Annotated in this window: 16 protein-coding genes; all 16 read left to right on the plus strand. The window is 46.3% G+C overall.

The window, feature by feature from the left end:
• Positions 1–22 precede the first annotated feature (22 nt).
• The 16 genes from DESACI_RS06910 (at position 23) to DESACI_RS06980 (ending at position 14170) form a co-directional block, all read left to right on the plus strand.
• Positions 23–442, plus strand: a complete 420-nt coding sequence (locus DESACI_RS06910) for a hypothetical protein (RefSeq protein ID WP_014826470.1) — start codon at positions 23–25, stop codon at positions 440–442.
• Between the two features lie 20 nt (positions 443–462).
• The gene (locus DESACI_RS06915; protein ID WP_014826471.1) at positions 463–2295 is read left to right on the plus strand and encodes a hypothetical protein; all 1833 of its coding nucleotides are present in this window, start codon (positions 463–465) and stop codon (positions 2293–2295) included.
• Between the two features lie 6 nt (positions 2296–2301).
• Positions 2302–4089, plus strand: coding sequence for a CpaE/TadZ family protein (locus tag DESACI_RS06920; RefSeq protein WP_014826472.1), 1788 nt, complete (start codon positions 2302–2304; stop codon positions 4087–4089).
• Positions 4086–6017, plus strand: a complete 1932-nt coding sequence (locus DESACI_RS06925; protein WP_014826473.1) for a VirB4 family type IV secretion system protein — start codon at positions 4086–4088, stop codon at positions 6015–6017. Before DESACI_RS06920 ends, DESACI_RS06925 begins: the two co-directional genes overlap by 4 nt.
• Positions 6018–6053: 36 nt before the next feature.
• Positions 6054–6794, plus strand: a complete 741-nt coding sequence (locus tag DESACI_RS06930; RefSeq protein WP_014826474.1) for an EAL domain-containing protein — start codon at positions 6054–6056, stop codon at positions 6792–6794.
• Positions 6778–7020 (plus strand): hypothetical protein, encoded by a 243-nt coding sequence (locus DESACI_RS06935; RefSeq protein ID WP_014826475.1) that lies wholly within the window; start codon positions 6778–6780, stop codon positions 7018–7020. Before DESACI_RS06930 ends, DESACI_RS06935 begins: the two co-directional genes overlap by 17 nt.
• Positions 7021–7139: 119 nt before the next feature.
• Positions 7140–7355, plus strand: a complete 216-nt coding sequence (locus DESACI_RS06940; RefSeq protein WP_014826476.1) for a hypothetical protein — start codon at positions 7140–7142, stop codon at positions 7353–7355.
• Positions 7356–7408: 53 nt separating this feature from the next.
• A complete protein-coding gene (locus DESACI_RS06945; protein ID WP_014826477.1) occupies positions 7409–7666 on the plus strand; it encodes a hypothetical protein in 258 nt (85 codons plus the stop codon).
• Positions 7667–7710: 44 nt separating this feature from the next.
• Complete coding sequence (locus tag DESACI_RS24475) at positions 7711–7881, plus strand: hypothetical protein (protein WP_014826478.1); 171 nt, start codon at positions 7711–7713, stop codon at positions 7879–7881.
• A gap of 16 nt (positions 7882–7897) precedes the next feature.
• Positions 7898–8365, plus strand: a complete 468-nt coding sequence (locus DESACI_RS06950) for a hypothetical protein (protein WP_014826479.1) — start codon at positions 7898–7900, stop codon at positions 8363–8365.
• Complete coding sequence (locus tag DESACI_RS06955; RefSeq protein WP_014826480.1) at positions 8362–8838, plus strand: prepilin peptidase; 477 nt, start codon at positions 8362–8364, stop codon at positions 8836–8838. The genes DESACI_RS06950 and DESACI_RS06955 overlap by 4 nt, the downstream gene beginning before the upstream one ends.
• Positions 8839–8964: 126 nt before the next feature.
• Positions 8965–9633, plus strand: coding sequence for a hypothetical protein (locus tag DESACI_RS06960; RefSeq protein ID WP_041275995.1), 669 nt, complete (start codon positions 8965–8967; stop codon positions 9631–9633).
• Complete coding sequence (locus DESACI_RS06965) at positions 9630–10385, plus strand: hypothetical protein (protein ID WP_014826481.1); 756 nt, start codon at positions 9630–9632, stop codon at positions 10383–10385. Before DESACI_RS06960 ends, DESACI_RS06965 begins: the two co-directional genes overlap by 4 nt.
• Before the next feature lie 17 nt (positions 10386–10402).
• The gene (locus DESACI_RS06970) at positions 10403–10669 is read left to right on the plus strand and encodes a hypothetical protein (protein WP_014826482.1); all 267 of its coding nucleotides are present in this window, start codon (positions 10403–10405) and stop codon (positions 10667–10669) included.
• Between the two features lie 3 nt (positions 10670–10672).
• The gene (locus DESACI_RS23000) at positions 10673–13126 is read left to right on the plus strand and encodes a DNA translocase FtsK (RefSeq protein ID WP_014826483.1); all 2454 of its coding nucleotides are present in this window, start codon (positions 10673–10675) and stop codon (positions 13124–13126) included.
• Positions 13127–13888: 762 nt separating this feature from the next.
• Positions 13889–14170, plus strand: a complete 282-nt coding sequence (locus DESACI_RS06980; RefSeq protein WP_014826484.1) for a hypothetical protein — start codon at positions 13889–13891, stop codon at positions 14168–14170.
• The last annotated feature ends 14 nt before the right edge of the window (positions 14171–14184 follow it).

The following is a 14184-nucleotide window of genomic DNA, read 5'->3' on the forward strand; positions in this document are numbered from 1 at the left end:
ATACTTTATAGGAGGGATCGTCTTGTCAATCTTCAAACGTCTCCGAGATAAAACGAAATGGAGTCTTCCTGTCATACCTTTGATGCTTTTAGCCAATGCGTCTCGCGTCCTAGCCGATGGAGGCGGAGCACTTCCTTCAACCAATCCATTTCAAGTCAAATGGGATTCCGTGATGAACGGCGGCGTTGTTTTGAGCCTGCTTCCTTTATTTAATTACGGGTTGGGCCTTTATGGATGTTGGATCTTGTTTCATGGGATCCGCCATCTCTTGCACAAATCGAAAAAACTCATGGAAGGGCAGGTATCGTACAAAGAGTTTATTCCGGTGGTTGCCGGATTCTGTATGGTCCTTTTGGTCCTTTCCGGGGCCTGGTATCACTTACTTGTTTCCGTACTGGTTCCTCTTAACCAAGCGTTTACCACGACTCCGACTCCACAATAACTAACGGCGGGGGATGCCCTATGAAGCGAATCAGCGTCCTAATCTTAACCTTGCTCATTCTTTTCAACGTTCTCGGCGGTCCGGTCTGGGCCGCCGAAACAATACCCAGCGGGGCAAGCTCCACCACGAGCAGTTCTTCAGGCGGAAGTTTTATCGGTGACCTTCCGATCCTGGGACAAATTTATAACGGAGTTAACGATGTCAAAACCTCCGTGTCCTCCGTGGTCGATTTCTTTCAGAACTTCGATCCCGGAAAGATCATTAACGATTGGATGAAACAAACTCTCAGTGATTTTCTGAGACCTATTGTTTCCTGGGCAGAACAAAATGCTGCTGAGTATTCCTATGTGAACAAGGATGATCCCTCCTTTACTTGGTGGGAGCTCCTCGTGATCTTAGCCTTGGCCCTTATGCTTTATGCTACACTTCGCATGGCCGGGCAGGTCATGGCCGGAAAACGACCGGCGGGAGACGTCCTTATTTCTTTCGGACTCATCCTCTGGGTGTTCCTCTCAATCTGGGTCACCAACCTGATGGTCTATGCCCGCAATCACATCACCTATATCTTACTGGATTGGATGGTGGGCCAGCACTGGTTATCCCCGGACGCCTTACAGACAACGGCTCAGTTTATTGTGCCGGATCTCTCTAAAGCCATCATGGCCAACCAGGATGCCGTTTCGGCCATCTTAGCCTTTCTGCTCGGAGGATTGATCATCCTGGCGTTTGAATTCGTCCAAGCCCTGGTTTATGGAGTTTGGTTGCTCCTGGTAATCGGGTCTCCGTTCTTTACGATGATGACGACCTTAGCCTCAGATTTTGCGCCGTTTATGAGCTATATCAGCGGTTTAGTCCGGACGCTGATCGCCTCCATCATCATGACCGTGAGCTGGGGATTGCAGGGATATATTTATCAGAGCCAGACAGATACCGTTTTACAGGTCATTTTACAGGCCATCGTCGTGGCCATTTCTGTCATCGTCTTATGGACGTTTTGGTGGAAGTTTATTGAAACGGAAATCTTGGGAATGCTTTCTCGCCCTGTGCAAACAGTCAAAGGACAGGCAGCGTCGAGCGCCGGTTCCAAACTGCAAACCGCCGGCAAGGCTGCCAGCATCTTAGGGGCCATAACCGGCAGCAGCAAACTGGCCACCGCAGGCCATAAAATGCAAACCGCCGGAGACGTGATCACGGAACAGGGAGAAAGCATTAAACTTCAGACCAGCCGTTCTCCGGTGCGACATCATGACCTTCTTTCCAGGGTGACAGAAAACCATTTTAGACAAGAATCAGCCTCCAATGATAGTACTTCTGCTTCCAATCAGCGTAACGGCTTTAAGACCACGTTTAAGGGACCGTTCACGAAACCGCCGGTTATGGATGGCAGCACGAAATCACCCGGATCACCTGATCAAAGTCTTGATTCTCGCTTGGATCGCATTGAGCAACGGATCATACCCGAAGACGTTCACGAGCATTTTCAAGAAGTCTCCATGCCCGGCGGCGGGACGTTCTATAAATATGAGGGTCCTATGAGCGAAGACATTGCAGAGCAATTAAAAGAAAAAGGTGTTCCTGTTCACTCATTCGATGATTCTTGGGCTGTCGATACTCCCCATGAGAAACTGGCAAAATACACGGTTTCCCAAACGCTCCGTGGGCGCAAACGATACTGGGTACACAGGGATAACGACACGGGCGATCCGGAAGCCAAAGGAGAAAACTATATCACGGTCGACGATTACGGTATCAGTCATGTTGCTACAAAACCACCCAAATTCGGTCTTAACATGGGGATTTGGAGGAAGAACCGTAAAAAGCCTGGAGATAAGACTTCCGGAGGAAAGGAGTAAAGGGCTATGCAGTTTCAGGATGATATTCGTCAGGATATCAAGACGTTTTGGGGAATTTCCATCGATAAAATGCTCAAGGTTCTCGTTCCCCTGGGTCTCATCCTGGCCGGTTATATTCTATGGTTCCCGTTTCCCGAGATCATTGGGCGGATGGGCATTGCGATCGGTGTTTTCCTCCTTGTCGCCGGGTGCATGGCCCTGGATCTCCCCCGGTATGTGGGGATCTTTAAACGCTATCGCAAACGCTTAAAGATTTTAGCGGATAAACCAGGGTCTAAACGTTCTGAGCAGAATGTAACCTGCCTCCAGGATCTCATTCGGGCCGAAATGCTCCATTATAGGGAGGACAAGGTTCTGGTGGAATGGGATAACGGCTGGGTTTCCGTACTTTGTTACGTGCAGGCAGAACCCATCGATTTTGAATCTCCCAAAACGGTGGCCTTGACACAGAAAGGATTAAAGGATGCCCTGGCGGTAGCTTCAGCAAACCAGATGCGATTGCGCTGGATCGATGATGCCGACCTTGAGTATGAGGAAACCTTTTGGAAGGAACGGCGGGAGCAGGCCCTTACGGCGATTCTGCCGGGTGGGAGGGACTTGACGCTGGATCGGATGGCGAACTCTGAAACCTTTTCTAAGTCGATGGCCGTCACCAACCGTTTGTTTCTCCGCATCGACGGTAGCCTTACCCATCTTATGCGGGATGAAACCGGCGATACGGATTTAGAACGTAAAGAACTTGCTCTAGCCAGTTTTTCCTATACCGTCAACAGCTTTATCGAGGTCATGCAGCGAGCAAAACTCAACCTTGCTCCCATGGGGGAAGAGGATTTGCTTTGGGTTATTCATCGTGACGTCGCCCCTTGGACTCGGAGCAAACTTACCTTACCCCTGGGATTTGCGGAGGAACCCATAGATGAGGATATTACCGATGATGGCTATGACGAAGAGGTCTATGAAGAAAACTATATCGATTTTGAGATTCCAGCGATCAAAGAGGTTATAGCGGAACCCGAGATTTTGTCAAAACCTGAAATGACTCTCTCGATTCTGGAAAAGCCTCAGGCCCCCCCTGCAGTGCAAACAATTTCTAAAGAAGACCTCACGCCATCTCAAGGCACGATAGCGCCGTCTTCTATAAATCCCTTCAAGATAACGCCGAACCCTTTTGCCAAGATCACCCAAGAGAATTCACGGGGTTTAAGTACCCAAAAGCAGAAGGTCGTTCCCTTAGTGAAGCCCCTACGATTTCCGGAGAATGTTGTCCTCGTGCTTGGAACCAAGCGTTATGTTGGAGTCACCACGGTTGCCGTGAATCTTACGCCGCACGACGGATTGCTGGTTAATTTAGAGCGCGGAGAGCAGCCGGCAGAGTGGCCGAATCTCTTCACCGTTTCGGACGTTTCCGGAGAACAGAGAGTTTCGGATATCGCCAAACTGGCAGAAAGCTTCGACCATGTGACCGTCGACCTTGGCCTTGTGACGAGCGACTGTACTGATTTACTGAACGCCTCTCAAACAATTATCTATGTCACAGATAATCAGCCGGGGAGTTTAGGATCCTCGCTCCAGCAAATAGAAACACTCCCCGCCGACAAGATGGTCTTGGCGATTACCAAAGCCATGCCTTCAGGTTTATCTCCGGGATTGTTAAGCGCTCAGCTGGGCATGCCCATCGGCATCATGATCCCCTTTGACCATGGCTATGGCGAAAACTTTGGCCTGTCTCTCCCGCGGAAACCTTGGGACATCCTACGTCAATTGACGATGAAACGTGAGGTGGCATCCTTATGAGTTGGGACTTTACCAAACTTGCTCAAAAAATTCCTCTGCCGAAAGAGCTTCAAGAACATCTCTTTCGTTTCCTGCCCATCCCGGTGAATCCCTACGTTCCTGTTAAAGACGGGTTTGATGCTCAAGGTTTACGGGATGCTGCAGGCCTGGCCCAAGAATCCGATGAATCCTTGTCGACCATGTATCTCAGGCTGGGCAAAGGCCCTAATACGGTCTACACCTCGACCTTGTTGATCAAGCGTTTTCCTCAAAACTTAAACTTCGGTCATTTCAGAAATCTCGCTTTTGGCAATCGAGATGCTGGAGGTGTTCCTTCTATCCATTCCGTTCGCTATACTGTGGAAATTCATCCCATCGTCAAAAGCCTCGCTAGTAAAGCGAATGAACACAAGCTAAACCGGCTGCGTCATGACATTGAGGACGCAACGAGCCGGCATCAGATTCCCGATTCCGAGCTTGTCAAAGCTTATGAATCTCTGAAGAGGATTATTAACGAGGTTGAATATACCGACAATCTACCCTTTGAAATCTGGGTATACATCACAGCTTGGGCTCCCACGGTACAAGCCCTGAGAAAAACAATTAAAGAAATTAAGGACCAGTTAGCCGAAGATAAAACGAAGGTTAATTCCCTTTCCTTTGAACAGCTGCAGGGATTTCAAGCCGGGCTTTCCCTGGGACTCACGCCGGAAGAACTTTATAAAGAATATCCCGGACGGTTTGTCACCAGCGATCCCTTAACGTGTCTGACACCGTTTGTTAACGGCAGTATTTCCGACGGTACAGGCATTGATTTCGGGAACAGCACCCGTAATAACAGTCGTATCCTTATAGACCTTATAAAAGGACAAGGCGGCAAGAATATTGCCATCCTGGGAACCACCGGCAGCGGTAAATCAGCAGCCCAAAAGGCCCTGGGCCAAAGCCTTATGGAGCATGGTTTTCGCGTCATCTACTTAGATTTCAACGGAGAATTCTATGTTTGGTGCCTGAATAACGGCGGTGCTTACCTAGACCAGAGGACTCAAACCGGAACCTATATTGAACCCATGATGATTTATCCTCAAGTCTCGGAACTGGACAGTAATCCTATAGATACCATGATTGCCCGCGTCATGCGAACGATCTCCATTTTAGCAGATACTGAGGAGGAATATTTCTTAGTCCCCTGCGATCAGGCGATTGCCCAAGTCCTTTTCGAGAATAATATGGACCGGGAAAAGCCTGAAACCTGGTTTACTAAATCTCTTCGCATTACGGATTGGTACAAAGCCCTTTGTGACATCCACACTCCGGGGGCTCAAGACTTACGGATCCGTATTCAGCGCTATTTTGAAGGCGGACAGAGCCATCTCTTCGGGAAAGGTGAACCTCTGAAGTTGGATTCCCAGATGATTGTTGTCCGTCTGTCCAATCCCGAAGAGGCCGGGGAGGATACGCGGGCCAGTCTCGTGAAAATGACCTTAGCCTTGGATACCATTTCGGAACAAATTAAACGCGATAAACTTCTGGGCGAACGGTTCACAGCAGTGTTTATGGACGAATTGCAGCGTTCGATTAATAACCCGGTGATTGAGAAATTTCTAAACACCTGGGCGACGTCTATTCGACATCAAAACGGGATGGTCGTTACCGGCTCCAATAAGGTCTCTGTGTATTTAGGGGAAAAGGCCCCGGCTCAATCGATTTGGAGCAACAGCTATATAAAAATGATTTTTTGGATCGAAGACAATGAACTGGAAATTCTTAAGTCGAGTAAGGCGGTTCCGGAACCCGTGATCGAAGCCATTCAAAATAGCTATGGGCAGCACACCTTTATGCTGAAAGTGGCGGACCGAAACTGGGAACAAGCCCGATATGAACTGTCACCTTTGGAACTAGAACTCTATGCAACCCGAGGATTGAAGGACAAACGATCTGTGGTATAAGCTTTGTGGAAATGATGAAAGGGGGAGATGATTTCGATGCCATTAAATGTTAATAACTTAACCCAAGCCTATTTCCAGATTCTTGAGGGGAAAATCCCTACGAATATCGCCTTGCAGCCGATTATAGACCTTACGAATTCTACAATTCTTGGTTATGAGGCCTTGGCACGCTGGTCTAGTTTCTCCCCCATGGAGATCATTTCGTTAGCCTATCACTATAAGGGTCTAGAACGACTTGAATCGTTGATCGTTGAGGCGATTCTCAAGAGCTGGCACCGAATCCCTGGACTCTTATTTATTAATGTTCACCCGTCGATCGTCAATCCTGATTTATGGAGCATTTTTCGTGGTCGCAATGTGGTCCTGGAGATTACCGAGGTTGAAACGATTCATTGGGAAGGCGTCCTTCGTCTTCGGAACATGGGGTTTCCTTTAGCCATAGATGACTTGGGAACTGGATATGCAACCTTTGACACACTCCTGCAGCTACGCCCGGAGTACTTAAAATTAGATAAAGTTCTTACCCAATCTATCCATGTTAAAGCCCGAAATAGTCTCCTAACCGCCATGGTGGATCACGCTCGGCGATTAGGTTCTAAGGTTATTGCGGAGGGGATTGAAACCAAGGAACAATGGCAGGCGGCTCAAGAATCTGGATGTCACTTTGGGCAGGGATATTTCTTGGGTAAACCTCAGTTGTTTAAACGAAACAGAGCCATTATGAGAAACGATGAGCAAGAGAACGAGGAGGGAGCTTTAAATGGACAAGTGGTTTGAGACATTCTTCGAAGAAAAGGACATGCCTTTTAAAACGTTTGAGATAGAACATCACGGGACAATCCATCTCATTGACAGCGATTTTGTGATTAAACTCATAAAGACCTGTTCAGAGGAAGAGAAAAAGGCCATTCAAGAGATGCTTATTCGTATTGATTTTAGAAATGGTGATGTCAATGACTACTTGCACCATCTCGCTGTAGGCTATGTGAAGACACATTTTTGATAGGTACGGTTGCGGTTTAGTTAGAAAGGGTATGGGAGGATGGAATAAGCCTTAAACATTACTAGGTGGAGGTAACTTGAAACGAGACAATAGCTTGATGTTAGGAGGTTAAGAAAGCCATGCTTTTAAAGGCCCAAAACTTAAAGGTGGGGGATCAGCTTGCAGAGGACGATGGATTCCTTTGGGATATTACAGAGATTATTAACGAGACAGAAACTTCGATGACCGTGAGGCTTAACTCGGATTTTTCTAGTTTTAAAGACCATTGGAGATCCGGACAGGGTTGCTTGAAGACCTTTGATAAACGCAGCATCCTTCAGGGCGTATCGGTCTAGGGACCATTCTGTCGTTAGCAGTTAATCAAAATAAGATAAAGAGGGGATTATCCATGACAACTGAGGAACTCAATGCAAAGCTTCAAATCGTAAGCATGAAGGGGAAACGCTTTAAATGCCCAGGGGGTTACTGTGAGTTTGACCGTGGTTTTGCCTTCTTTGTCCCAGGACTAGGGTATCTCGCATTCACAGATTCTAAGGAAATTCCCTATATGCCTCAAGGAGGAAGAGAAGCCTTGGAGAGTATTCTTGAGGCCGGCGGGATGCTTGATTACGAAACCATCATTTTCATACAAGAGATGAATCCTTAAATCATTAGATCACTGGGCAAATCAGAAATAAGGGAGAGTTGCTGATGGAAGAAATAAATACGATGAGTCTGAAAAAGAAATTAGTTTTAGGAGTGTTGCTCGTCATTGGCCTGGGTATTGTAGGCTCGATCAATTATTACCTGCCAAATTCGACTCTTGCGGGCGTTGGCGGCTGGTTTAATCCGTTACACATTACCTATGTTAATAAAAACTGAAAGGGAGATTTTGCTCATGGAATACTCTTTTTTCAAAACGGAAGGAAGCCATCTTTTAACATTTTTAAACTATATGGACGCAAAGGCTTCTATCATTGTACGGGAAGTAATCAACCTATATTTTCTCGTCGCCTCACTATTTCTGGCAGTACCAGGGCTGTATCGCCTGATAAACATATCGAAAGATACTAATTTTGAAAATGCATCTTCCTCGCTGCTTACCTTTTGGCTGTTCGTTTCCGGCTTTTGTGCTCTATTCGGCTACATGTTCAACCATAGCCGTTATTCTCTTACGTTCTATTTCTCCTTCTGTTTGTTTTTTACGCTTATTACGGGGCTAGGTTTCTTGGCCTATCATGAAAGCTATTTTTTCTTCCTTGGAGTCTGGTTCATCTCATTGGCAGCTGTAAAAGCCCTTCCAGCCCTTAAACGACGTATCCAGGCCCGAGAAAATGTCGGTCTCCATGAGGACTGGGTTCAATGAGTCGTTTAGTTTATTTTCATTGGTTAGTACAGTTCCTCTTTGTCCTGCTAATTCTCGGTTTGTCTATTACAGACTACTGCACCATGCGGCTGCCGGATAAATTTACGATTCCCTTACTGGGAATAGGGCTTCTCAATGCTTTTCTGGATGGCCCTCAAAACGGATTGTTTAGTTTGATGACAGTGTTGGGATTCGGTCTGGTATTTTGGCTTATTGCTAAAGCCTTTCCCCAGGATATGGGCCTCGGAGATGTCACATTTGTTACGGCTCTCAGCTTATTTTTTGGGTTTCCCTTAATCGTTCCTGTAATTATTTTAGCCTGCTTAACCGGCTTACTAACGGGAACAGGTTTGCTGCGAATCCGTAAGACGAGTCTAAAACAGCAGCTGCCTTTTGGCCCATACTTGAGTTTCGGCTCTTTGATCGTGCTGGTATGGGGCAACAAGATCCTAACTATTATAGGGCGTTTTTAGCACTATAATTTATATTTCTGAAGATAAATAGAAGAAACCCTTGAACCGGACAGAGTTGTCCGGTTTTGTCCGTTTGTGGGTAGTTTTTGTGGGTGTTTTTCTTACAGGTTATAGGAGGAGAAAAATATGGTTTCAAAACTACTAAAGTGGGTTATGGTTCCTGGCGTGATCACTGCACTCCTGCTTATGTCGATTGTTTTTATCCCTGTTTTTGCTCTTGCCGGAAACGGACCGGATCGTTTTTATAACACTCAAGACAACGGATCCGGCGACGGTGGAGGGGGCATTCCCAGCGGCGGTGCTATTCCTCCGGCAGACCTGCAATTTCACGAAGTTAATCCTGATGACCTGCGAAATTTTCTAAGCAGCCAGGGAAGCTATTTGATCCGAGATGTGGATTCGTTTATTGCCAATGGCCGTACGTTTAACGTGAATCCGCTACTCCTGGTCGCTATTACAGGTCAAGAACAATCCTTTGATCCGGCACATAACAGCGATGCGGCCCAAGTCGAGAGAAACCCGTTCAATGTTTATGGGAGTTGGATGGCCTATTCCCCTGGTTTTAATAAAGCTTGTGAGGTAGCAGCCAGGACCGTGGCCACCAAATTGAGCTACCCTATCCCTTCCGGCGAGGATCCCATCCAATGGATTAACGATCCTAAGAATCCCTCGGGGTCTTATGCTGAAGACCTTAGATGGTGGAAAGGTGTCAAGTTCTGGTTTCAAACCTTGTCCTCAAGGCCAAATAGTTATTTAGTTCCTTTAACGAGAGTAACAGGAGGTAATGCTCAATGAGTAAAAAATGGTTGATATCCGGTGCCTCAGTTTTCATGATCCTTCTCATCGCGTTGGGTTGGCATTATATCAGTACCAAAAAGGAGTCAAAACCAGTCCCAGTAGCCAAGCAAGAAACTCCAAAACCACAGCCCACAGCTCAACCTTCTAAACAAGCTCCGTCAGGGTTTACTCCGAAGACATTTACCCAGCTGCATACAATGGATCAAGAGACGATTCGTGATCTCATTCAACAGGTTCGAAAGCTCGGCGATCCTCAAGCAACCCCTGAAGCGTGCAGTTTATTGACGATCGGGGATACCCATTATGCCCTAACATCTTTCTGGGATCCTAATTATTACCGTGATCCTAGTATTTGGAAGGCCACGGAACAAAACAATCTTTGGTCTCCCGAACTCAAAAAAGACCTCTCCAAACCGGGAGCCTGGATGGTTGCGCTGTTAACAAAAGATCCTAAAAGTCCTTTCCCAGACGTTGCCTTACGTTGGGCGGCCCCCCCGGATACCATGACGCCGCCGGCAGTTTCCCAAACTGAACCCGTCGCTCAGGCCTGTAATGCCGGATGGAATGAGATTCTTAAGCAAAAGTATGCGTTCTTCTCCTTTGTTAAGGCAACAGCGGACCAAACTACACTGCAGCTCCACTTTACCGTGGTTAAAACGGATAAACCTCAAAACGTGAGGGTAACGGTACCCATTAACGGCTCACTCAATAATTGGTCGTTGGGAGCAATCACGCTTCAAGATGAATAAGGAGGAGGTCGAAACCATTGCCGATTCTGGTGGTCCTTGGAATAGGTCTCGTTCTTCTTTCTAAGAAACACGAGATTCAAAGACTGTGGAATTTCTTAGTGATTGTGCTAATCTGGCTTAATCTGGGAGCTTTGGTATGGCGTTTAGTGCCCCAGGCCCACTTACTTATTACCTATTGGAATAAACTCTATTTCCCCGCTGCACCGATCCTTCATCCCCTCATCGTGTTCGGACAAAACGTCGTGGTGAATGTCTATAAACTAGTTGCCGGTATGGGGGTGTAATTTTTGGAAACATATAGCTTAAGCCAAGTTGTGGGATTAGGACTTCTGGTCCTGGTAATCCTAGATTTTATTCGGACCTTAGCGAGAAATGGAGCAATTCATATAGCTGATTTTCCGGTTTACCTATTTGTTCTCTTGGGACGCATCCTAGATACCATGGTTGCTTTGATCTTTAGTCTCTTCTCCAAGAACTGGGGGCAGCTTTCTTCCCTTAAGAAATCCTGGACTCAAACAATAACTGTGGTTCCTATTACTAGGAATATCTCAGGCAGAAATGAAGAGAAGGAATGGATGGCCTGGGCACGGCAAAAGCGCCCCATTCTGATTCACACGCTCGAACGTTCCGGTGCTCATATCTTTGTTGAGCGAAGTAAATTGCCGGGACAAAAATCATTCCCTAGCTCGAAAGACAGCGCTAACACCCCTGCGCCTAAAGTGAAAACGCTGGACTTTCAAGTTTTCTATTCTGTCGAACACCAGGAAGTGCACTTTATCCCTCAGTATTTTTATGGAGTGGATCCCTCCTTGCGTTCGTCTTTGCGTCAGAGGATCGACGATGGGACTATTGCCGTGGCTTTTGGTGTCGCGTCAAGAATTGTTTCTTTTGTAGAAAGAGAGGGTCAAGAAGCAATTGTTGTTAGGGTTGGGGCCAATACCGTCCCCAAATCATCGCTTCCCCCACCGATTCCTAAGGCTGGGAAAGGACCGACTGTTCAGTCCCTTGCTCCGGAAGAGGTGGATCTATCGCCTATTTCTGAAAATCTTCCCCCATTGACGATTTTCAACCAACCCAAGGCCAAGAAACAGGAGTCCAGAGATACCGCCGAGATGGTCCTGCAAGCATTTAGCCGGTTAAATATAGGTGTCGATTCCAGCGGGACGTCGAAGTTTCGCCATGTTAAAACGGTCATCGGCCCGGCGATCACCCAAGTGATCTTTCAAAGCTCCGGCTTAAAGATTTCATCGTTAACCAGAGAAGGGGAAAATATTGCTGCCGAACTTGGAATCCAGGGAAGTGTTCGAATTTCGGCAGTTCCCGGAATGCCCGGATGCTTTGGCGTCGAGGTGCCCAATGAACAGCGCGGGATTGTGACGCTTCAGGAAATGGTGGCCAGTCCCGAATTTAGGAAAAACAAGAGTACGCTTCCCTTATGTATTGGAGTGACGATTAACGGAAAACCTCTGATCGCGGATCTGGCCAAATTACCGCATTTGCTGGTAGCCGGTGCAACCAATCAGGGAAAAAGCGTTGGGCTGAACGCCATGATTCTTTCCCTGGTACTCCGACATTTGCCGGATCAATTAAAACTGATTATGGTTGATCCGAAGGCTGTTGAATTAACGGTTTATGAGGACCTGCCCCATTTGTTAGCCCCCATCGCCACAGAACCGAAAGACGCAATGCAATTGCTGGATAAAATGGTCGTGGAAATGGAGAGACGATATTCGCTCTTGCGGTCGAAAAAAGCCCGAAACATTCGTGAGTATAATGACAAGGTCCCTCAACAAGGGCAGCTTCCCTATTGGGTTGCAATCATTGATGAATACGCCGATCTAATCATGGGAGCTAAGAGTACCGGCAAAGACTTGGAGACCGCCATTGCCAGGCTCGGGCAAAAGGCCAGAGCTGCCGGCTTGCATTTGATTCTTGCGACCCAACGTCCGACAGCCGATATTGTTACCGGCTTAATTAAGGCGAACATGCCTGGGCGGCTTGCTTATAAAGTTGCGTCGACGATTGATTCGCAGGTCATTCTCGACCGGCCAGGCGCTGAGTCATTGACAGGCATGGGGGATCTTCTCTTATTAAGTCCTGTAGATCCGGAGCCGATCCGTGCCCAAGGTCCTCTTGTTACGGATGAAGAAATAGAGCGTCTTGTTGAGTTTTGGTGTAATAATTGCACCAGAAGCTTTAAAAAACTAAACGATAAAACGTATAGTCCTGAAAGGTTCGATAAAGAACCTGACGATAATCTTAAAGCAATAGATGTGGTTAAGCAGGAAACAAACAACATTCTAACCTTCACGAATAAGCTGATAGACTTATCCCCTGATCATCATGGTTTAAATAGGAGCCCTAGGGCAAAAGTAGAAGAACTACCGAATATTCCAGAGGTTTTAATTGTCGTGGGAAGCCAAGGACACATGGTGAATTTGGGCATTCCCTCGAAACCAAAAACTCTTTCTATTAAAAATAATGCGTGGGCCGTCCTCTACGGATGTTCCGTGCGAATCGTGGTTAAGGAGCAAGCACCACGACGGGAATACTTAAAGTCCCGTCTAAATATTAAAACCGACGTAGCTCAAAGTATCATGCAGTTAATGGAGATCAGAAAAATAATATCTCCTTATAAGGGGCCCAATGCACCACGTCAAATCTATGTGTCCTTGGAGCAAGTCGATAAAGTATTTCCTGAAAATATCTTCTCAATGAATAAATATACAAGTTCAACTTGAATGAGATAACCATAAATACGGCTCATATAGGTTAAGTGTTTCGGGGACAATTAGATTTCTAATTGTCCCCGCGTGTTTAGCCTGTGTCAAGGAATTGAGGGGATTTTTTTTAATTGTCCCCGAAAATGAAATCCCTAGGAAATTATAATATAAGCAATGAGAACCTGATTGGGGACAATTAAAATTTGTGCGCGTTCTAAGTCATGCATATATTTTCAGAACATGAATAATTATGCGATCTATTTAACGCTGATTATTCATAAATGTCCGGTGAAGGAATTGCTTTAATTAAGAAAATTGCTCGTAAAGTTGGCGTGGCCTACAAAACGGCCTGTAATAATTTTTAGACCATTAACAACTCCTGTTATGACAGTAATTTAAAGTATATTCCTCCTGCTTGGCCTACTTTTATTGGCCCTACTTTGTTCTGATACTCGCATTTTTCGAACACGTTAAGATTTTAGCCGATCAAGCTATTGAGTTAATGCACTAGTGGGCGCACTATTCAGTACGCTCACTGAGTGCGCTTACTCAGTACGCTCACTCAGTGCGCTTACTCAGTGCGCTCACTGAGTGCGCTTACTCAGTACGCTCACTCAGTGCGCTTACTCAGTACGCTCACTCAGTGCGCTTACTCAGTGCGCTCACTCAGTGCGCTCACTCAGTACGCTCACTCAGTACACCCACTCAGTGTACTCACTCAGTTTGTGGGTAATTTTCTTCTAGTTTATAGATAGATAAAAGAGCATGGAGGTGTATAAGATGGCATTTGAAAAAGGCGTATTAATTGTTCTTAAAAATAAAGTAACTCCTGTATCAGGTGAAATTCTTATGTTTTTTAAAGAGCACTACCCAACTCCTTTTTTAAAAACAACGGTTATTGCCAAAACTGGATTGTCACAATATGTTGGAGGTGTTGCCTTTGAACGATTGGAGTCAGCTGCTCTAATCGAGTGTGATAATTCCACAAATGGTCTCAATATGTTTCAGCTTTCTGAACATGGACTAGCGATGCTAGATCTTGTTGAACGAAATGAAATTTAAAAGGGAGGAAAGAT

Origin of the sequence: Desulfosporosinus acidiphilus SJ4 (assembly GCF_000255115.2) — a bacterium.
GTDB classification, from domain to species: Bacteria; Bacillota; Desulfitobacteriia; order Desulfitobacteriales; family Desulfitobacteriaceae; genus Desulfosporosinus; species Desulfosporosinus acidiphilus.